Here is a 20,387-nt window from a genome sequence, read left to right as displayed (position 1 = left end):
AGTAACGACCACCATGCTTTAAAAAAAATGATACAGATGGGTCGTTAGCTCAGTCGGTAGAGCAGTTGACTTTTAATCAATTGGTCGCTGGTTCGAATCCAGCACGACCCACCATCATTTAGCCTTATCCCAGGTCGTTTAGCTCAGCTGGGAGAGCACCTCCCTTACAAGGAGGGGGTCACTGGTTCGAGCCCAGTAACGACCACCATGACTTGCAAACAAGAAGGCCCGCTCTCCAGTGCGGGCCTTCTTGTTTTAGCTGCAGCTGGCTCCCTGTCTGGTGATCGCGATTTGTTGATGGGTTTGTGCGCGGCTTCTGGTTATAATTTTGGCCTTTCCAAGCGTTGATGGAACAGTCGCAATGAGCAATGCACTGAGCAGTGTCCCTCCGGTCATCGAGATGGACTATCCCTTTCCGGTCAAACCGGCTCCCCTGACTGCCGAACAGAAGGCGGCCCTGATCATCGAGATCAAGGCGCTGCTCGAGGCGCGTCAGGCCGTGCTGGTTGCCCACTACTACACGGATCCCGAGATCCAGGCGCTGGCCGAGGCCACCGGCGGTTTCGTCGGCGACTCCCTCGAGATGGCTCGCTTCGGTCGTGATCACGCCGCCCAGACCCTGATCGTGGCCGGTGTGCGCTTCATGGGGGAGACCTCCAAGATCCTGAGCCCCCACAAACGGGTGCTGATGCCGACCCTGGAGGCGGAGTGCTCCCTGGATCTGGGCTGCCCCATCGATAAATTCTCCGCCTTCTGCGATGCCCATCCCGACCATATAGTCGTGGTCTATGCCAATACCTCTGCGGCGGTGAAAGCCCGGGCCGACTGGGTGGTCACCTCCAGCATAGCGCTGGAGATAGTCGAGCACCTGGACAGCCAGGGCCACAAGATCATCTGGGGTCCGGACAGACACCTGGGTGCCTACATCGAGAAGAAGACGGGCGCCGAGATGCTGCGCTGGCAGGGTCACTGCATAGTCCATGACGAGTTCAAGGCCAAGGCCCTGCGCGAACTCAAGGCCCAGAACCCGGACGCGGCCGTGCTGGTGCACCCGGAGTCCCCGGCTTCCGTCATCGAACTGGCTGATGCGGTGGGTTCTACCAGCCAACTCATCAAGGCGGCCCGTGAGCTGCCCCAGCAGAAGCTGATAGTGGCGACCGATCGCGGCATCTTCTACAAGATGCAGCAGGCCTGCCCGGACAAGGAGATGGTGGAGGCACCGACCGGTGGTGATGGTGCCACCTGCCGCAGCTGCGCCCACTGTCCCTGGATGGCGATGAACGGTCTGGTTGCGATCAAGGAGGCACTGACCGATGGCGCCGAGCGTCACGAGATCCTGGTGGATGAGGAGTTGCGGGTGAAGGCGCTGATCCCGCTGGATCGCATGCTGAACTTCGCTGCCGAGCTCAAGCTCAAGACCCAGGGCAACGCCTGAGTGTGCGAAGCGTTGAATAGAAAGGCTGAATAGAAGAGGGCACCCGTTGGGGTGCCCTCTTTCGTTACGGGTTTCGCGAAGACAAAGATCAGATGATCACGGTAGAGAAGCTGTGCTCCTCATCCGGCGCGATAACGACGCCAGCCTCGGCCGTGATGGCCGCCTCGACGCAGAGCATGGTGCGGTAGCCATCGTCGCTCATGTCCGCCATGGCGGTGGCCCCTTCCAGCCAGGGGGTCCAGACCACGACGCTGTCGTTGTTGCCGCTCACCACTTTAGTGGTGCGATCGCCGTCCTTGACCATCACCATGGCCTCGGCTTGGTGGTAGACCCGATCAATGGCAGCTGTGAGCGTCAGAGCGCCCTGCTGCTGCCCATCCTGACCCGTCAGCTTGTCGGCATAAGGCTCACCCAGCCCGGTCACGCTGACGGCCTCTGGGCGGCTTATCTGCAGATAGGTGTGCAGGGCCGCATTGTAGGTGAGGGGCGTCTTGCCGGTGTTGCGGGTGGTCAACACCAGGGAGAGCTCCTTGCCCACCAGCACATCCAGCTCCAGCTCGAAGGCGTGGGGCCAGAGGGCGCGGCTGGCGTCGGTGTCGCGCAGAGACAGATGGACCAGGGTGCCATCCCCGTGATCGGAGACGCCATCCAGGGTCCACAGGCTGGTGCGGGCGAAGCCATGGGCCGGCTTGCCGCTGCCGACGCGAGCGGGGGAGGGGCCGAACCAGGGCCAGCACAGGGGGATGCCGCCCCGGATCGGCTTGCTGCCATCCAGCACGGCCTTGTCGCTGAGCCAGATCGAGGCGGGTTCGCCGTGGCGCTGATAGCTCAGTACATGGGCGCCAAACAGGCTGATCTCCGCCCTGGCATGCTCGTTGTCGATGGTCAGCAGAGGCTGGCCACCCGCGGGGTGACTGAGGGTACAGTGGGCTGTCAGAGTACGTGTCGGTTGCATGGAGACTCCTGTGCTCGCGCACATTCAAGAAAGAGGTCGGCAGATCCAGAATACAAAAAGGCGGCCAATGGCCGCCTTTTTTCAAGCTACGCGATTGCGCATCCCAAATTACTTGGAGATGTGAGCGATCAGGTCCAGAACCTTGCTGGAGTAGCCCATTTCGTTGTCGTACCAGGATACAACTTTAACGAATTTGTCGTTCAGTGCGATACCAGCCTTGGCATCGAACACTGAAGTCTGACGCTCACCCAGGAAGTCGGTGGAAACCACTTGATCTTCGGTGTAGCCCAGCACGCCCTTCATGGAGCCTTCGGAGGCTGCTTTCATGGCTGCGCAGATTTCTGCGTAGGTGGCAGCTTTCTTCAGGTTGACGGTCAGGTCAACAACGGACACGTCCGGAGTCGGTACGCGGAAAGCCATACCGGTCAGTTTGCCGTTCAGTTCCGGGATAACAACGCCAACAGCCTTGGCAGCACCGGTAGAGGACGGGATGATGTTCTGAGCCGCACCGCGGCCACCGCGCCAGTCTTTGGCAGACGGACCATCAACGGTCTTCTGGGTAGCAGTGGTAGCGTGGACAGTGGTCATCAGGCCGGATTCGATACCGAAGGTATCGTTCAGAACCTTGGCGATCGGGGCCAGGCAGTTGGTGGTGCAGGAAGCGTTGGAAACGATGTCCTGGCCAGCGTAGGTAGCGTCGTTAACACCCATGACGAACATAGGGGTAGCGTCTTTGGACGGACCGGTCAGTACGACTTTCTTGGCGCCGGCAGCGATGTGCTTGCGAGCAGTGGCGTCGTCCAGGAACAGACCGGTAGCTTCGGCAACAACGTCAACACCGATGGCATCCCATTTCAGGTTTGCCGGGTCACGCTCAGCGGTAACACGTACGGTTTTGCCGTTAACAACCAGGTTGCCGTCTTTAACTTCAACGGTACCGTTGAAACGACCGTGAGTTGAATCGTACTTCAGCATGTAAGCCATGTAGTCAACGTCGATCAGGTCGTTGATACCAACCACTTCGATGTCAGCACGCTCAGCGGCCAGACGGAACACGAAACGACCGATGCGGCCAAAACCGTTAATACCTACTTTGATAGTCATATTTGGTTACCTAACTGTTCAGTAGTCAAAGAAAATTCCGTTTGTAAATTTACTAGAACTCACCGGTGAGTCAACCAACAATCTGCGCGAAATTGCGCTATATCATGAAAAACTGTGAAATTTATTTTCGTTTTATGTAACTGGCTACCAACTTTTGTCGAATGCATCATCAGCGGATCCGGTCGCAGAGATCAACAATAGTGCCTGTTCGGTCACACAACCAGCCGGGGAGATATGTAAAAATGTGCGCGGTTTAGCATGGCCAAAGAGCCACTGTTCAAGTACCACCCATAAAAATTAATCACAAATAGTGTAGATAGAATCCACAGCGGGAATTCTCAAACTATGACCACCCTGATTGAACAGCTGGCTGCCGCAAAAGGTATCGCCAGTGAGTATGTTGATGCCTGGGGCCACCCGGCCCAGGTATCCGAAGAGAGCAAGGCCGCCATGCTGGGCGCCATGGGCTACCGCGTCGACGACGAGGCCGCCCTGACCGAACAGCTGGAGCAGGAGCACCGTCAGCACTGGTTGCGACCTCTGGATCCCGTGATGGTAGTGCGCAGTGGCGACCCCATCAGCCTCGAGGTTCGTCTGCCCATAGAGTTCGTCAACGACGCCCTCCACTGGCAGATAGTGCTGGAGCAGGGAGCCCTGTTGTCCGGCCAGCTGACCCCCATCGAAGGGGAACTGGTCGGCGTCGCCGAATTCGAGGAGATGGAGTGTCAGGCCTATAGGGTCGCGCTGGATGTGCAGCCGGAGCTCGGCTATCACCAGTTGGTGCTGCTGGAAGAGGGCAACGACGAGCCACTCGCCACCATGCGCCTCATAGTCGCGCCCAAGTCCTGCTACAAGCAGGCGCCCATCGCCAACGGCCGCAAGGTGTGGGGCCCGAGCGTGCAGCTCTACTGCCTGCGCAGCCGCCACAACTGGGGCATAGGTGATTTCAGCGACCTTGGCCAGCTGGTCGAGCAGGCCGCCGCCTGGGGAGCCCATTTCGTGGGGCTGAACCCCATCCATGCCCTCTATCCTGCGAATCCCGAGAGTGCCAGCCCCTACAGCCCCTCTTCCCGCCGCTGGCTCAACGTGGCCTACATCAATGTGGAAGCCGTGCCCGAGTTTCTGGCCAACGAGCGGCTCAAGGCCGATGTGGCGAGCCCGGCCTTCCAGCAGCATCTGGCCTCCCTGCGGGCCAAGGAGAACGTGGATTACACCGGCGTCATCGAGACCAAGATAGGCATGCTGCGCCAGGTGTTCGATGAGGCCAGGCTCAGCGCCGAGCGTCAGGCCGCCTTCGATGCCTTCGTGGCCGCCGGTGGCGACAGCCTGCAACAGCAGGCCGCCTTTGATGCCCTGCAGGCCCATTTCTATGGCAAGGGTGAGAACGCCTGGGGCTGGCCGGTCTGGCCGGATGCCTTCCGCGATTACCACAACCCGGAAGTGGCTGCCTGGATGCAGGATCACAGCCAGGATGTGAATTTCTACCTCTATCTGCAGTTCCTGGCCGATGAGCAGCTGGCGCAAGCCGATGCCCGCGCCAAGGCCGCCGGCATGGTGATGGGGATCTACCGGGATCTGGCGGTGGGCGTCTCCGAAGGCTCCACCGAGATCTGGGCCAACCGGGATCTCTACTGCCCGAAAGCCTCGGTCGGTGCGCCCCCCGACATCCTGGGCCCCCTCGGTCAGAACTGGGGTCTTCCCCCCATGAACCCGAACCAGCTGTTCGAGGCAGCCTATCAGCCCATGGTGGATCTGTTCCGCGCCAACATGCGTGCCTGCGGCGCGCTGCGCATCGACCATGTGATGGCCTTGCTGCGCCTGTGGTGGGTTCCGCCCGGAGCGTCCGCCGCCAAGGGCGCCTACATCTACTATCCGGTCAACGACCTGCTGGGGATACTTGCCCTCGAGTCCCACCGCAACCAGTGCCTGCTGATCGGTGAAGATCTCGGCACAGTGCCGGAAGGCATAGACGTCACGCTCAAAGAGAACGGCGTCCACTCCTACAAGGTGTTCTTCTTCGAGCGCTCCAAGGGGGACGGCGGTTTCATCTCCCCGGCGCACTACACCGAGCAGGCGATGTCGGCCCTGACCACCCACGACATGCCGACCCTGAAGGGCTTCTGGCATTGCGACGATCTGGCGCTGGGCCGCGAGCTGGGCCTGTACCCGGATGAAGAGGTACTCAAGACCCTGTATGCTGATCGCCACCAGGCCAAGCAGCGGATCCTTGACAGCCTGCATGCCCATGGGGTCATCTCTGGCAACATCAGCCATGACGTGAACTGGGTCGGGATGAACACCGAACTCAACCATGGCCTGCAACTGCACATGTCCCGCGGCAGCTGTGCCCTGTTCAGTACCCAGCTGGAAGACTGGCTGGAGATGGACAAGCCGGTCAACGTGCCGGGCACCAGTTACGAATACCCGAACTGGCGTCGCAAGCTTTCAAAGGATCTGGAAGATATTTTTGCCGATGAGGCGCTCAAGGCGCTGGCGGGCAAGATGAGCCAGGCCCGTGACGAGGCCAGTCGTTGAGCCCTTGCTGTCAACATGTGACTCACTTTCATCCGCTTCGGCCCAGGCCGGAGCGGATGTTCAGCCATGAAAGGAAATGTCGATGCCCGTTGAACGTTTGGTTGCCGCCCGCTGTGCCGATCCCTTCTCCCATCTAGGCCTGCTGGCCAATCCGGATGGGCCAGGCCTGAAACTGACGGCCTGGTTGCCGGATGCCCTCGAGGTCCGGGTCAGGGACCTCAAGTCAGGCAAGATAGTTGCCACCCTGACCGCCGCCGACGAAGCGGGCCTTTTTGAAACTGTTTTCACTCGCCGCAAGAATCCCTTCCCCTATCAGCTGATCGCCAGCTACCCCGATGCCAGTGCCGAATCCATCGACCCTTACCAATTCCAGGCTGCCGCCTGGGAAGGCTTGGCTGAGCTCAGCTTCCAGCCGGAAAACCTCTACCACACCCTGGGCGCGCAGCTGCGCACCGTGGAGCATCTCGGTCAGCAGGTGGCAGGGGTGCGCTTCGCCGTCTATGCGCCGAGCGCCACGGCGGTGAGCCTGATCGGCGATTTCAACTTCTGGGATGGGCGTCGCCACCCCATGCAGCGGAGCCAGTGCGGTCACTGGGTGCTGTTCGTGCCTGGCCTCAAGGCCGGGGACCGTTACAAGTTCGAACTGAAAGATCCGGCCGGCCATCGCCTGCCCCACAAGAGCGATCCGGTCGGCTTCTACTGCGAGCAGTACCCGTCGTTCGCCTCCGTCATCCACGACCACGAGCAGTACCAGTGGCAGGATGCCGCCTGGCGCGAGAGCCAGCGCAATGACAAGCGGGAGCAGCCGCTCTCCATCTACGAGCTGCACGTGGGCTCCTGGAAGCGTCATCCCAACGGGGACAGCCTGAACTGGCGCGAGCTGGCGGTGGAGCTGGTCAACTACGTCACCGAGATGGGCTACACCCATATCGAGCTGATGCCGGTCTCCGAGCACCCCTTCAGCGGCTCCTGGGGCTATCAGCCGGTGGGCATGTTCTCCCCCACCAGTCGCTACGGCAGTGCCGATGACTTCAAGCATTTCGTCGACGCCTGCCACCAGGCTGGCATAGGCGTCATTCTCGACTGGGTGCCTGCCCACTTCCCGGCCGATGCCCATGGTCTCGCCCGCTTCGACGGCACTCCGCTCTACGAGTACGAGGATCCGCGCCGTGGCTGGCACCCGGACTGGAACTCCTACATCTACGATTTCGGTCGCAACAACGTGCGCCAGTTCCTGGTGGCGAGCGCCCTGTTCTGGCTCGACAAGTTCCACATCGACGGTCTGCGGGTGGATGCGGTGGCCTCCATGCTCTATCTGGATTATTCCCGCAACGCCGGTGAGTGGGTGCCAAACGTCGACGGGGGCAACCACAACTACGAGGCCATCAGCCTCTTGAAGTGGACCAACGAGGAGGTATACGGCAAGTATCCCCACACCATGACCATAGCCGAGGAGTCCACCGCCTTTGCCGGTGTCTCCAAACCCACCTTCCTGGGTGGCCTCGGGTTTGGCTTCAAGTGGAACATGGGCTGGATGCACGACACCCTGAGCTACATGCAGAAGGAGCCTATCCACCGCCGTTATCACCACAACGAGATGACCTTCTCCATGGTCTATCACTATGACGAGAACTTCATCCTGGCCCTGTCCCACGACGAGGTGGTACACGGCAAGCACTCCCTGCTTTACAAGATGCCGGGTGACGAGTGGCAGCAGGCCGCGAACCTGCGGGCCTACATGGGCTTCATGTATGGCCATCCGGGCAAGAAGCTCAACTTCATGGGCACCGAAATCGCCCAGAGCAACGAGTGGAATCACGATGCCCAGTTGCCCTGGCACCTGCTGCAATTCCCCAAGCACGGCGGCCAGCAACGGCTGATCCGCGATCTCAACCGGCTCTATCGTCATGAAGCTGCCTTGTATCAGGCGGATTATGAGCAGAGCGGCTTCCGCTGGCTGGATCACAACGACGCCGACAACAGCATCTTCGCCTGGCTGCGCGCCGACAAGCAGGGGGCCAATCCTGTGATGATCGCCTCCAACTTCACCCCTGTGCCGCGCCTCGCCTATCGCCTCGGGGTGCCAGAGGCGGGCCGCTATGCCGTGGTGCTCAACACAGATAGCGAGCATTACTGGGGCAGCAACTATGATGTGGGTTTGACCTTAGTCGCCGAGCCGACCCCCTGGCAGGGGATGGCGCACAGCATAGTGCTGGACTTGCCGCCGCTCGCGACCTTGTTCATCAAACAGGAGTCCTGATGTTTGTAATGGAAAATGGGGTGGACTACCCGCTGGGGGCCCGGCTCGACGAGGCAGGCTGCCACTTCTGCGTCTGGGCCCCCCAATCGGACAAGGTGGAGCTCTGTCTGTTCGACGAGCAGGAGCAGGAGCTGGTCCGGCTGGCCCTGCCCGGTCGGCGCGGCCAATACAGATTCGGCTATGTGCGCGGGGTGAAGGCCGGTCAGCGTTACGGCTACCGGGTCCATGGCATGCCCCAGGAGGGCATGCTGTTCGACCCGGACAAGCTGCTGATCGACCCCTATGCCAGGGCACTCAGCCGGGCGACCCGTTGGAATGACGACCTCTATCAGGGGGACAGCGCGGCCATGGTGGCCAAGTCTGTGGTGGTGGACGATGCCTTCGACTGGCAGGGGGTCGGCAAGCCCGGGATCCCGCCCGAGCGGGTGGTGCTCTACGAGACCCACGTCAAGGGTTTCACCCGCCAGCATCCCGGGGTGCCCGAGGCGCTGCGGGGCACCTACCTCGGCATCAGTCATCCGCTGATGATAGAGCACCTGCTCTCTCTCGGGGTCACCTCGGTGCAGCTGATGCCGGTGGCTGCCTTCATGTCGGAGCCCCGCCTGGAGCAGCTTGGCCTCACCAACTACTGGGGCTACAACCCCATCGCCTTCTTCGCCCCCGAGCCGCGCTATGGCGCGGGGGAGGCGGTGACCGAGTTCAAGACCATGGTGCGCGAGCTGCACCGGGTCGGGCTCGAAGTGATACTGGATGTGGTCTACAACCATACCGCCGAATCTGGTGTCGACGGCCCCATGCTGTCCCTCAAGGGGTTCGACAACGCGGGTTACTACGCCTTCGAGACCGGGGCCCACGGCCCTGACTACCACCGCCATGCCAACGTCACCGGCTGCGGCAACAGCGTCAACCTGGATCACCCCAACAGCCTGCGACTGGTGCTCGATGCCCTGCGCTACTGGGTCACCGAGATGCAGGTGGACGGTTTCCGCTTCGATCTGGCGGTCACCCTGGCGCGGGAGGCGGGGGAGTTCGATCCCATGAGCGCCTTCTTCAAGGCCCTGCTGGCGGATCCCGTGCTGGCGCGGGTCAGGCTGATTGCCGAGCCCTGGGACATAGGCCCCTTCGGCTATCGCCTGGGCCAGTTCCCGAGCCAGTGGCTGGAGATCAACGACCGCTATCGCGACACCGTTCGCGCCTTCTGGCGCGGCGACGCGGGCAAGATGGGAGACTTCGCCACCCGGCTGGCGGGGTCGCGGGATCTCTTCCCGAAGAACTGGCGCTCCCCCCACACCAGCGTCAACTACCTCTGCTATCACGACGGCTTCACCCTGGAGGATCTGGTCTCCTACAACCAGCGCCACAACCAGGCCAACGGCGAAGACAACAGAGATGGCCACGGCAACAACCTCTCCTACAACCACGGGGTGGAGGGGCCGACCCTGGACCCCAGGGTCAACAACCTGCGCCAGCAGCAGAAGCGCAACCTCATTGCCACCCTGCTGCTCTCCCAGGGCACGCCGCACTTCCTGGCCGGGGACGAGATGGGCCGCAGCCAGCTTGGCAACAACAACGCCTACTGCCAGGACAACCAGATAAGCTGGGTCAACTGGCAGTTGCGCCCCGAGGATGAACGGCTGCTCGCCTTCACCCGCCAGATGATGGCGCTGCGGGCCGAGTCGGGGGTCTTCGCCAACCTGCAACTGAGTGACGACAGCTGGAACGGCGCCTCGACCAGTTGCCACAGCGTCAACTGGTATCACCCCGATGGCCATCAGCTCACCGATCAGGACTGGCACGCCCCCATGGGGCAGGCGTTCGCCATGGACATCGGCATGCTGGCGTGCGGCGGGGAGCGCTGGTACGTGCTGTTCAACGCCAGCGACTACGACATCCAGTTCCGCCTGCCGCCGCCGGGGGAAGGGCTGGAGTGGATCCAGACCATAGACACGGCCACCAACGACGGCCTGCCTTTCCTGCCGGACGACATCAAGCGGCAGGTGGCGGTGGGGCGTGCCCACTCCCTCAAATTGCTGGAGCGGGTTTCGCTGCCTGGGGTGGCGCTGGCCAAAGAAGGGGTGGTCGCCACGCCGGATGTTGCCGCCGTGTTGCCAACGGGATCACAGTTCCCGCTGGCGGGGTAGAGTCGGGGCGTGTGAGTGGGTATGCTGGGCGCCGTGATAAAAGGCAAGGAGTCAGTATGAAGGGCAACAATCCCGAGCAATGGCGCAGCAAGTTGAGTGCAGAGCAGTTTCACGTCTGCTGGGAGAAGGGCACAGAGCGCCCTTACAGCGGCGCTCTGCTGCACAATCGCAAGAGCGGTGACTACCTCTGCGTCTGCTGCAAGAGCGTACTGTTCCATGCGGATGCCAAGTTTGACTCCGGTTGCGGCTGGCCCTCCTTCGATCGGGCCATCGAGGGGACAGTGACCTACACAGAGGATCGCAGCCACGGCATGGCAAGGGTGGAGATCACCTGCAGCCAGTGCGGCTCCCACCTGGGTCATGTCTTCCCGGACGGGCCGACCGAGACAGGCCAGCGCTACTGCGTCAATAGCCTGAGTCTGGACTTCGAGCCCGATACCGACGCCTGAAAGCGTCAGAAATGAAAAATGGCGCCTCCGCTTGCGGAGGCGCCATTTTTTATGGGGTCCTGGTTGGCCCTCAGATCAGCAGTAGGCTGGCCCCCACCAGCAGGGCGGCGAGCGCCAGTATGGGCAGCCTGATGACGCGCAGCAGATAGAAGGCGACGGCGGCCAGCGCCAGATCGGCCGGTGCCAGCACGGCGCTCTGCCACACAGGCTGATAGAGGGCGGCCAGCAGCAGCCCCACCACGGCGGCGTTGATGCCGGCCACGGCCCCCGCCAGCCTGGGGTGGGCCAGCCAGCTCTGCCAGCAGGGGCCCAGGGCCCACAGCAGCAAAAAGCCCGGCAAAAATAGTGCGAGGGTTGCCAGCAGGGCGCCCGCCAGCGGCGTGGCGGGCAGCAGCTGGGCGCCGAGGTAGCTGGCCAGGGTGAACATGGGGCCGGGCACCAGCTGGGCCAGGCCGTAACCGGTCAGGAATTGCTGCTGGCTGAGGCTGTGGCCGACGCTCTCTTGCAACAGGGGCAGCACCACGTGGCCGCCGCCGAACACCAGGCTGCCCGCCCGATAGAAGTCGGCGACCAGCTGGCTGGCGGGACCCTGGGCCAGCAGCGGCAGGCCGACAAACAGCAGGGCAAACAGCAGCAGGGTCGGCCAGTGGGGGACGCGACGGGCTTGTGGCGCCGCAGGAGAGGCGCCGACCGCCTCCCGCTGGGCGCAGAGCAGGGCCGCCCCCAAAAGCATTCCCAGCTGGGTCAGCAGACCGGGCTGCCACCAGAGGGCGGCGGCGGTTGCCACCATGACTCCCTGTTGCAGCACCGTCTTGCAGAACTGGCGGCTCATGGTGAGCACGGCATCCGCCACCACCACCAGCGCCAATAGCTTGAGGCCGTGCAGGGCCCCATCCAGCCAGAGGTTATTGCCTAGCTGGCCCACGCCGATGGCGGCGGCCAGCAACAGCAGGAAGGAGGGCAGGGTGAAGCCGATGAAGGCGGCGAGCGCTCCCCCAAGGCCGGCCCGGTGGCGGCCGATGGCGAAGCCGAGCTGGCTGGAGGCAGGGCCGGGCAACAGCTGGCACAGGGCCAGCAGCTGGGCATACTCGGCCTGGCTGAGCCAGCCGAGGCGCTGGACAAAGGTGCGCTGGAAGTAGCCGATATGGGCGGCCGGCCCGCCGAAGCTGATGCAGCCCAGCCACAGAAATTGAAGGAATACCTGTCCCACCACTTACTCCCTGTCGTCATCGCAGATGGACAGGGATGATATGACAGAGTGATGACTTTTTTATGACATTTCGGGCTGGGTTGCTGGTAGCGGCAGATAGCAGCGTCCGGCCAGCCAGCAGGGGATGGGGATTAGGCCGGCTGGCCCGGTTGCGGCAGATAGCAGCGTCCCGCCAGCCAGCAGGGGATGGGGGTTAGGCCGGCTGGCCCGGCTGCGGCAGATAGCAGCGCCCGGCCAGCCAGCAGGGGATGGGGATTAGGTCGGCTGGCCCGGCTGTGGCAGATAGCAGCGTCCGGCCAGCCAGCAGGCGATGGGATTAGGTCGGCTGGCCTGGTTGCGGCAGATAGCAGCGCCCGGCCAGCCAGCAGGCGATGGACTGGCGGCTGGCATCGAAGTGGGGTTCGGGCAGCGCGTGGGGATCGCACCAGACCCAGCCCTCGCACTTGTCCGGCTCCAGCAGTTGCGGCTCGCCCTCCACCTCGGCCAGCAGGGTGACAGAGATGTAGTGCAGCCCGCTCTCGCGCCAGGTCTCCAGGTTGTTGGTGACGGCGATGACGCTGGGGTTGGTGATGAGAAAACCTGTCTCCTCGGCTACCTCCCGGATGGCCGCCGACTCGAAGCTCTCGCCAAGCTCCAGGTGGCCGCCGGCGATGGACCAGTAGGGGGCGTGGCTCCCCTTGCGCTTGCCAAGCAGCACCTGGCCCTGATGGTTGACGAGGATGACACCGACCCCGACGCGAGGATAGGGAGTGGACAATATGGAGAGCTCCTTGTTGTGGCTATGCAGGTGAACTGTTTGGTCAGGATGACACTGTTATCGAGCCCCGACGCGAGGATTGGGAGTGGACATTATGAAGAGCTCCTTGCTGTGGTTGTGCTGCCAGGGGTGACCCCCGGATGACTTATCGACCCCCGACGCCGGTACAGGGTGTGCTGGAGATGGGCAGGGCTCCTTGCCGACACGGCATAGCACCATAAAAAACGGGCCCACCTTAGGACGGATGGGCCCGTTTCGCAAGTTGCCGCTGGATGATCCCGGGGACACGGTAGCTTGCCGTTTCTCTATCTGCCAATCAGATGGCTATCGCGATATCACATCTGCTTGGCAGATGGTAAATACAAGGCCAGGGGCCCCACTGTGGCTGGCAGGCCGTCAGTCCAGCTTGATCTGCATCTTGCCGGCGCTATGCCCTCGGCTTGCCACTGTCGATAAAGGCCAGGGCCGGCCGCTTGTCAGCCCAGCTTGACCAGCATCTTGCCGGCGCTGTGCCCCTCGATTTGTGGCTGGTTGTCAGTCCAGCTTGATCTGCATCTTGCCGGCGCTGTGCCCCTCGATTTGTGGCTGGCCGTCAGCCCAGCTTGACCAGCATCTTGCCGGTGTTGCGGCCCTCGAACAGCCCGATAAAGGCCTGCGGCATGCTGGCCAGCCCCTCGCTGATGGTCTCCTCGGCCTGCAGGGCGCCAGCCTCGAAGGCGGGGATGGCCTCGGCCAGGAAGTCCCCGTAGTGCTGCCAGTGATCGGAGACCAGCAGCCCCTGCATCAGGATGCGCTTGCGGATCATCTGGGAGAGGTTGCGCGGGCCGCTCCCTTGGCCATTGCTGTTGTACTGCTCAATGAGGCCACACAGCACGATGCGCCCGTGCAGCGCCATGTTGTTGAGGGCTGCGTCCAGCAGGGCGCCCCCCACGTTCTCGAAATAGACCTGAATGCCTTCCGGGGCGAGGCGGGCCAGCTCGGCGTCGAGATCTGGCGTCTCCCTGTAGTTGATCACCGCATCGGCGCCCAGGGTCTTGAGATAGGCGACCTTGTCGGCTGATCCGGTGGAGCCGATCACCCGGGCACCGGCCCGCTTGGCGAGCTGCACCGCCATGGTGCCGACCGCGCCCGAGGCGGCCGAGACCAGCAGGGTCTCACCGGCTTGCAGGCGGGCGACCTTGTGCAAGCCCGCCCAGGCGGTCATGCCCGGCATGCCGAGGGCGCCGAGGAAGAGTTGGGACGGCAGCGCCGTGGCGGGCAATCGGGTCAGCTGATCCCCCTTGGCGACGAAGGCATCCCGCCAGCCCAGCATGCTGCTCACCTGGTCACCCACCTTGAAGTCGGGGTGACGGGAGGCCTGTACGGTGCCGATGGCGCCGCCGTCGAGGGGGCCGTTCAGGGGGAAGGGGGGCACATAGCTCTTGGCCTCGCTCATGCGACCACGCATGTAAGGGTCCACCGACAGCCACTGGTTGGCCACCTGCACCTCTCCCTCCTGAAGTGCGGGCAAGGGCACCTCCTTCAAGATGAAGTCGCTCTGGACGGGCAGGCCGGTCGGGCGACGGAGCAGTTGAATCTGATGGCTGATCGGGGTCATGGTCGTTCTCCAGCGGGGTAGGGGGTCGTCGGCGCGGCGCCAGCCAGTGGGCTGAGGCGGCGGCTCGGGCATTCTGTTTGTGTGCAAACTAAAATCAGGTTAATCCCGAAAAGACGGGGTGACAACTGTTTTGTGTGCAAATTATTCAGACCTCAGTTGTCCTGGGGTATACTGGCCCCAGTCGTCAGCGAGGTGCCCCATGAGTGAATTGAAAAAGCAGGTCTGTTTTGCCCTCTACAGCGCCTCCAATGCGGTGATGCGTGCCTATAGGCCGCTCTTGGACAAGCTGGATCTGACCTACACCCAGTACCTGGTGATGCTGTCGCTCTGGGCGCGGGACGAGGTCAGTCTCAAGGAGATTGGCCAGGAAACCGGCCTGGATGCGGGCACCCTGACCCCCATCGTCAAGCGGCTGGAGAGCAAGGGCTGGCTGACCCGCACCGTCTCCAGCGAAGACGAGCGGCAAAAATGCATCCGCCTGACCGAGGCGGGACGCCAGTTGCAGCAGGGGGTCAGGGAGTGCTGTCTGGCGGACAACTTGCGCAATCAGGTGGATCTGGCCGATGCCGAACTGGCCGAGCTCAAGCGACTCTGTGATCGCGTGGCGGCCCAGCTCGGGCGCTGAATCCTCTTCCCCTTGTCTGGAGCCATCCGATGAAACCCTGGTTACCCCTGTTTGCTCTGCTGCTAAGTAGCTGCGCCGGTGGCCCTCACTCCCCATCCGAGTTGCAGATCGACGATGCGGATGCCTGGCAGGCCCTCTGCAAGGATGGCGTCCGGGTTCGGGCCGTCACTGACGAGGGGATCTGCGCGGATCACCGCGGTTTGGCCATGTGGACGAATAAGCCAAGGGCGGTTCGAATGGCAGAGGAAGCCGCCAAATAGTGTGATCCAGACGCCATAAAATGACACAACCGGCCCCTTGGCCGGTTTTTTTCGCGATCTCGCCTGCACTTTGCGGCCTTGTTCATGGTGCACTCATGCTTCCCTTTCCATACTGGCCCCACAGTTTCATGAGAGGAGAGAGAGATGCAGTCATCCATCGTCGGGCTCTCCATTCTGTGGGGGCTGGCCAGTTTTGGTGTTCAGGGGGATTTCATCGAGAGCCGTGATTCCGTTGCGCCGTCCTGGCAAGCCGAGTCCAGAGTGGAGATGGAAGGTTATCTGATTGAGTCGCTCGGCGAAGATCGCTGGGTGTTCGACAACGGCAGCGAGAGTCTGCTGGTCTCCCTGCCCGAGGGGCAGTGGGTGTCAGAGGGCGAGCGGTTGCGACTGAGCGGTGAACCCCAGCAGGAGCAGGCCGGCTGGCTGTTGCAGGTGCAGGACGTCAGCCAGGTCGGTGTCTGACCCTGTCATTCCCTGACATCAGAGACGACAAAGAGGAGGCCTGGGCCTCCTCTTGCTTTTTGCGCCTCTGGCCCTCAGCCCGGGGGCCGGGCTGTCAGCCCAGGTGGTTGAGGGGCAGCGCCGTCTTGTGCTTGATGCGGCGCAGCACGAAGCTGGAGCGCACCCCGGTCACGCCGGAGATGTGGGTCAGCTTGTCCAGCAGGAAGTGCTGGTAGTGCTCCATATCCCGCACCACCACCTTGAGCTGGTAGTCGGCGTCGTTGCCGGTGATGAGGTCGCATTCGAGCACCTCTGGCAGATCCTGGATGGCCCGATCGAAGTTTTCGAACCGCTCCGGGGTGTGCCTGTCCATGGAGATGTGAATGTAGGCGGTGAGGGTGAGCCCCAGCTGGCGGGCGTTGAGCAGGGTGACGTGGGTATCGATGAGACCGGCATCCTCCAGCGCCTTGACCCGGCGCGAGCAGGGAGAGGGGGAGAGCCCGACCAGTTCGGCCAGCTCCAGGTTGCTGATGCGGCCATTCTCCTGCATCAACTCCAGAATATGCCTGTCTATGCGATCAAGTTTCAGCATTCTCCGTTCCTCATTGCAATTACTGATTCACTTTTCCTAGATTAAGGGTGAACTATTGCAAAAACAACTGAAAATACCTACTACTTCACAACCACTCACCGCACCGGCAGGAGTACCATGGTTTCATCTTCCGGTGGCAAGACAGATGCCCAACCAGGCCTCTGTGGTGAAGGACCTTACCGGGTCAACAACCCCATCAGCCGTCCGACCTTATCGGGAAACGACGGGCTGGAACGAGAGCATCCCCTCCCCGAAGGCAACAAAGCAGGCATCCCGGCGCCTGCTTTGTTGTTTTTGCGCTCCGGCATCCTCAGGCCTGCGGCGGCCGGATGCGATAGAGGCAGCGCCTGTCCCCGTCCAGCAGGTATTGCTCCCGCTCCACCCCGGCCGGTGCCAGCAACTGGCGAAACAGCGCCAGCTCGCTGCGGCAAAAGCCCCGGCAGGCCCGCGCCGCGGCGCAGATGGGGCAGTGACTCTCCCACCATAACCAGCTGCCATCCTCCTCCTGGCTCATGTCCGCCATATAGCCTTCCCGGCTGCGCAGATCCTTGAGCGCGGTCAGCCGATCCGCCAGCGCCGGCTGGGTCAGTCTGGCCTGATAACGGCTCAGCATCTGCTGCTCCCGCCGCGCTATCAGTTGATCCAGGCCGCTCTCGCCAAACAGCTGCTGCACGTCGTCGATAAGCTGCAGGGTCAGCTCGCTGTGGGTGTCGGGGAAGCGCTGCCAGGCCTGCTCTGTCAGGTGCCAGAGCCGTATCGGGCGACCTCGGCCCCGCGCCTCGTCGCTAAAGCCCACCCAGCCGTCTGCCTCCAGCGCCGTCAGATGCTGGCGGGCGCCCATGGAGGTCATCTGCAACTGCTCCCCCAGCGCGGCGGCACTCTGGGGGCCCTGAGTCTTCAGCAGATGGAGGATCTTGTCGGTACTGGCGTTCATGGGGTGGCTCCGGTTGTCGGCTCGGGTTCTCGACAGGCGTTCGCTGCGGGAAAGCCAGGGCGGCACTGGCGTTGATAGGGTCATTATGGGCAGCGGCCTCATTTAAATCAATAATTCACTTTACTTAATGCCGTTCTCTTCGCAGTATAAATAAACCAATAACTTTATTTAATGAGGCAAGGATGGAAGGGATCAAGGGACAGGCGACCCTCTGGGTATTGGTGATGACGGTGACCCTGGCGGTGGCGGGCTTCAGTCTGCCCTCACCTGTGCTGGCGCCGCTGATGCTGGATCCGGCCCAGGGCATGTTGACGCCACAAGCGTCTGACTGGAGTCGCAAGCTGTGGCTCGGGGTCATCATGGGGCTCTATCCGCTGTTTCAACTGCTGGGGGCCCCCTGGCTGGGCAAGCTGTCGGATCGTCATGGTCGCAAGCCGGTGCTGACCCTCTGCCTGGTCGGGGTGCTGGCGGGTTATGTGCTGATGGCCCTGGGGATCGCCTGGCGCTCCCTGCCGCTCTTGCTGCTGAGCCGGGTGGTGGAGGGCTTCTTCAACGGCGACATCGCCATAGTGCAGGCGATGGCGGCGGACATGAGCACCACCAGGACCAAGGCGCGCAACTTCGCCCGCATCAACATCGGCATGAACCTGGGCTGGGTGCTGGGCCCCATGATAGGGGGCTATGCCGCCGTGGTGTCCGGGGATTACAGCCTGGCGGCCTGGCTGGCGGTGGCCATGACGGTGGGCAACCTGCTGCTGGTGCTCTGGCTGCTGCCCAACCGGCCGCCGGTGCCCGCCGAGCAGGAGCTGGCCTCCCTCTCGACCCGCCAACTGCTGCTGCAACCTCGCCTGCTGCCCTACTTTGTGCTGACCCTGCTCAGCTACGGGGCCGTGCAGCTCTACTTCACCTACTTCAACGTCTGGTTGGTGGAGCGGCTGGCCTGGGGTCCGGTGCAGCTGGCGCAGGCCGCCGTGCTGGTGAGCGTGCCCATGATGCTGGGTTCCTGGCTGGGGGAGCAGCTTGCCCGCCACTGGCGCGGCAGCTCCCTTGGCATAGTCGGGCATCTGGTGATGGCGGCGGGCATGCTGATGTTCATTCTGCCGACCCAGTGGTGGGGGCTGGCGCTCACCTTCATTCCGGCCGGCATCGGCATGAGCCTGGGGGAGCTTGCCACCTCGGTGGCCATCTCCAACCGCAGCCATGCCAGCCAGCAGGGGCAGGCGATGGGGATCTACCGCGGCCTGGCGGTGGGCAGCGAGATCCTGGCGGTGGTGCTGGGCAGCCTGGCGCTGCTGGCAGGCACCGAGTGGCCCTTCTATCTGGCAGCGCTTTGCGGCGTGATTTGCGCCCTCGGTTTCTACGGGTTGCGCAGACGGGCGGACAGACGAAGTGCTGTGGCCGCCTGCGTCGAGCAGGGCTGAGGCGGCTGGATCACAGATCGGCGCCGGGGTGGCAGGCGGGGCTTGCATCCCGGCGCCGAGTTTGGGACGGTATGGCTCTTTGTCCCCTTTTACCCCATCGCCCGGCGAACCTGGCCAGCACAGGCCTTCATCATGCGCCCCGCGATACACAGTCTTTGGAGGTGATATGAGTCATTATCAAGCCATTGCGCTGGACGCGGGATTGTACGGTGCCGTATTCGTTTCGACATTCTTGGAGGTGATATGAGTCGTTTTCAGGCCATTGCTTTGGATATGGACGGTACCCTGCTGACCCGGGATCACAAGATCTCGTCCGCGACCCGGGCCGCCCTGGCCCAGGCCCGCGCCCACGGCATCAAGGTGCTGCTGGTGACGGGCCGCCACTTCATGACGGCCCGTCCCTTCCATCACGAGCTGGCCCTCGACACCCCCCTCATCTGCAGCAACGGCGCCTACCTCTATGATCCGGCTCAAGGCAGGATCCTGGCCGGGGATCCCCTGGCGGTGGCGCCGCTGACCGCCCTGCTGGCCGAGGTGCAGGCGCAACAGATGGGCGCCCTGTTCCACCTGGACGGGGGCATAGGCTATCTCGGCTGCGAGGAGCATGTGGGCCGGATGCGGCGCTGGTCGGCGAACCAGCCGGATCACCTCAAGGTCTCCCTGCTGCCCGCCGAGGATATCGACAGCTGGCTGCAAAAGCCCATCTGGAAGCTGGAGCTGTTCAATCAGGATCCCGGCCTGCTGCACCGCTTCGTGGGGGAGGTGGTGCAGAAACTGCCCTTCACCCAGGACTGGGCGGCGCCCTATGCGGTGGAGCTGGTGCAGCCCGGGTGCAGCAAGGGCAACCGGCTGGCCCAGTGGGCGGCGAGCGAGGGGATAGCGATGGAGAAAGTGGTGGCCTTTGGCGACAACAACAACGACATCAGCATGTTCGAGCAGGTGGGGCTGGCGGTGGCCATGGGCAACGCGGCGCCCCAGATCCAGGCCCATGCGGACAGGGTCACCGCCGATCACAACGAAGACGGCATAGCGCTGGCGCTGCAGCGCTGGGTCCTGCCCTCCTGAGCGGCAACAGAAAGGGGCCAGTGCGGCCCCTTGTTTGTCAGCTCCCGAAGGAGAACTGGATCACCCGGTCCGGGAAGCGGATCCGGTTGTAGTCACGGCGTACCCCCTCGTAGTGGCGGATGGCGCGCTCGCGCTGGGCCCGGTAGTAGTCCCGCTGCTTGCTGTCGCTCTCGCCCCGGATCTGCTGATCCAGCTGATAGATGGTCCGCTCGGTGCGCTCCAGCTCCTGTTGCAGCTCGCCGAGGCGCTGCTCCAGCAGGAACTCCTTGCGGCCGCGCTCGAACTGGGTGAGGAAGCTGGTGTCGTTGGGGCAGACCCCCAGGTATTCGTTCCCCTCCCGCCCCTTGCTGTAGGCAAGCTCCGGGATGCAATAGAGCTCGAGCCCCTTGGCGTAGCCGCGCTGCCACTCGTCTTCGTCCACCCTGAGGCCGTACTCCCCGCAGGTCTGCTTGTAGTCACGGGTGGCCGTCCGGGTCTTGCCCTGCTCCCCGTCCTGATAGCCCTGGTTGTACCAGCTCATGGCGCGGCACTCCTCCTCCGACAGGGAGCTGCACCCGGCGAGCAGCAGGGGGAGGGTCAACAGCAGGATCTTGGGGGACATGAAGG

At 62.9% G+C, this 20,387-nt stretch carries 18 protein-coding genes and 2 tRNA genes; 12 read left to right on the top strand and 8 right to left on the bottom strand.

Going from position 1 to position 20,387, the window contains the following annotated elements:
* Positions 1-38: 38 nt before the first annotated feature.
* From G4923_RS17230 to nadA, 3 genes are all read left to right on the top strand, one after another.
* Positions 39-114, top strand: a tRNA-Lys gene (locus G4923_RS17230).
* Positions 115-132: 18 nt separating this feature from the next.
* A tRNA-Val gene (locus G4923_RS17225) sits at positions 133-208 on the top strand.
* Between the two features lie 153 nt (positions 209-361).
* Entirely contained in the window at positions 362-1,435 is a 1,074-nt protein-coding gene (gene nadA, locus G4923_RS17220; RefSeq protein WP_163137786.1) for a quinolinate synthase NadA, read from the top strand.
* 88 nt (positions 1,436-1,523) lie between these two features.
* On the opposite strand, the gene G4923_RS17215 is transcribed toward nadA, so the two are convergent.
* Together G4923_RS17215 and gap are read right to left on the bottom strand one after the other, a co-directional pair.
* Positions 1,524-2,390: a D-hexose-6-phosphate mutarotase gene (locus tag G4923_RS17215; RefSeq protein WP_163137785.1), complete on the bottom strand. Its 867-nt coding sequence runs from the start codon at positions 2,388-2,390 to the stop codon at positions 1,524-1,526.
* A gap of 108 nt (positions 2,391-2,498) precedes the next feature.
* Entirely contained in the window at positions 2,499-3,494 is a 996-nt protein-coding gene (gene gap / locus G4923_RS17210; protein ID WP_005313250.1) for a type I glyceraldehyde-3-phosphate dehydrogenase, read from the bottom strand.
* A gap of 345 nt (positions 3,495-3,839) precedes the next feature.
* Here gap and malQ point away from each other — a divergent pair, with 345 nt between their 5' ends.
* From malQ to msrB, 4 genes are all read left to right on the top strand, one after another.
* Positions 3,840-6,029, top strand: coding sequence for a 4-alpha-glucanotransferase (gene malQ / locus G4923_RS17205; RefSeq protein ID WP_163137784.1), 2,190 nt, complete (start codon positions 3,840-3,842; stop codon positions 6,027-6,029).
* A gap of 82 nt (positions 6,030-6,111) precedes the next feature.
* Positions 6,112-8,289, top strand: a complete 2,178-nt coding sequence (glgB, locus tag G4923_RS17200; RefSeq protein ID WP_163137783.1) for a 1,4-alpha-glucan branching protein GlgB — start codon at positions 6,112-6,114, stop codon at positions 8,287-8,289.
* Positions 8,289-10,430 (top strand): glycogen debranching protein GlgX, encoded by a 2,142-nt coding sequence (gene glgX, locus G4923_RS17195; protein ID WP_163137782.1) that lies wholly within the window; start codon positions 8,289-8,291, stop codon positions 10,428-10,430. Before glgB ends, glgX begins: the two co-directional genes overlap by 1 nt.
* Positions 10,431-10,486: 56 nt before the next feature.
* Complete coding sequence (msrB, locus tag G4923_RS17190) at positions 10,487-10,879, top strand: peptide-methionine (R)-S-oxide reductase MsrB (RefSeq protein ID WP_111913281.1); 393 nt, start codon at positions 10,487-10,489, stop codon at positions 10,877-10,879.
* A gap of 70 nt (positions 10,880-10,949) precedes the next feature.
* Here the strand turns inward: msrB and chrA are convergent, their stop codons facing one another.
* The 3 genes from chrA to G4923_RS17175 all read right to left on the bottom strand — a co-directional run bounded on the left by chrA (position 10,950) and on the right by G4923_RS17175 (position 14,443).
* Positions 10,950-12,089 (bottom strand): chromate efflux transporter, encoded by a 1,140-nt coding sequence (gene chrA, locus G4923_RS17185; RefSeq protein WP_163137781.1) that lies wholly within the window; start codon positions 12,087-12,089, stop codon positions 10,950-10,952.
* A gap of 316 nt (positions 12,090-12,405) precedes the next feature.
* Positions 12,406-12,846 carry a nucleotide triphosphate diphosphatase NUDT15 gene (locus G4923_RS17180; RefSeq protein WP_163137780.1) on the bottom strand — a complete coding sequence of 147 codons (441 nt, stop codon included), beginning with the start codon at positions 12,844-12,846 and terminating at the stop codon, positions 12,406-12,408.
* Between the two features lie 592 nt (positions 12,847-13,438).
* Positions 13,439-14,443, bottom strand: a complete 1,005-nt coding sequence (locus tag G4923_RS17175; protein ID WP_163137779.1) for an NADP-dependent oxidoreductase — start codon at positions 14,441-14,443, stop codon at positions 13,439-13,441.
* Between the two features lie 199 nt (positions 14,444-14,642).
* On the opposite strand from G4923_RS17175, the gene G4923_RS17170 reads away from it, so the two are divergent.
* From G4923_RS17170 to G4923_RS17160, 3 genes are all read left to right on the top strand, one after another.
* The gene (locus G4923_RS17170; RefSeq protein WP_162519291.1) at positions 14,643-15,068 is read left to right on the top strand and encodes a MarR family winged helix-turn-helix transcriptional regulator; all 426 of its coding nucleotides are present in this window, start codon (positions 14,643-14,645) and stop codon (positions 15,066-15,068) included.
* Positions 15,069-15,097: 29 nt separating this feature from the next.
* Positions 15,098-15,328: a hypothetical protein gene (locus G4923_RS21300; protein ID WP_163137778.1), complete on the top strand. Its 231-nt coding sequence runs from the start codon at positions 15,098-15,100 to the stop codon at positions 15,326-15,328.
* A gap of 144 nt (positions 15,329-15,472) precedes the next feature.
* Positions 15,473-15,790, top strand: a complete 318-nt coding sequence (locus G4923_RS17160) for a single stranded DNA-binding domain-containing protein (protein WP_005324594.1) — start codon at positions 15,473-15,475, stop codon at positions 15,788-15,790.
* 94 nt (positions 15,791-15,884) lie between these two features.
* On the opposite strand, the gene G4923_RS17155 is transcribed toward G4923_RS17160, so the two are convergent.
* Positions 15,885-16,361: an Lrp/AsnC family transcriptional regulator gene (locus G4923_RS17155; protein WP_025325819.1), complete on the bottom strand. Its 477-nt coding sequence runs from the start codon at positions 16,359-16,361 to the stop codon at positions 15,885-15,887.
* A gap of 310 nt (positions 16,362-16,671) precedes the next feature.
* Positions 16,672-17,295, bottom strand: a complete 624-nt coding sequence (locus G4923_RS17150) for a helix-turn-helix transcriptional regulator (protein WP_163137777.1) — start codon at positions 17,293-17,295, stop codon at positions 16,672-16,674.
* Positions 17,296-17,477: 182 nt separating this feature from the next.
* Here G4923_RS17150 and G4923_RS17145 point away from each other — a divergent pair, with 182 nt between their 5' ends.
* A complete protein-coding gene (locus G4923_RS17145) occupies positions 17,478-18,716 on the top strand; it encodes an MFS transporter (RefSeq protein ID WP_163137776.1) in 1,239 nt (412 codons plus the stop codon).
* Between the two features lie 243 nt (positions 18,717-18,959).
* Positions 18,960-19,781, top strand: a complete 822-nt coding sequence (locus G4923_RS17140; protein WP_025325822.1) for a Cof-type HAD-IIB family hydrolase — start codon at positions 18,960-18,962, stop codon at positions 19,779-19,781.
* A gap of 37 nt (positions 19,782-19,818) precedes the next feature.
* Here G4923_RS17140 and G4923_RS17135 read toward each other — a convergent pair whose 3' ends face one another.
* The gene (locus tag G4923_RS17135; RefSeq protein WP_106884903.1) at positions 19,819-20,382 is read right to left on the bottom strand and encodes a DUF2799 domain-containing protein; all 564 of its coding nucleotides are present in this window, start codon (positions 20,380-20,382) and stop codon (positions 19,819-19,821) included.
* Positions 20,383-20,387: the final 5 nt, after the last annotated feature.

Origin of the sequence: Aeromonas rivipollensis (genome assembly GCF_010974825.1) — a bacterium.
Lineage (GTDB): Bacteria > Pseudomonadota > Gammaproteobacteria > Enterobacterales > Aeromonadaceae > Aeromonas > Aeromonas rivipollensis.
Note: the sequence above shows the minus strand (reverse complement) of the source record. Positions and strands in the feature narration are given on the sequence as shown.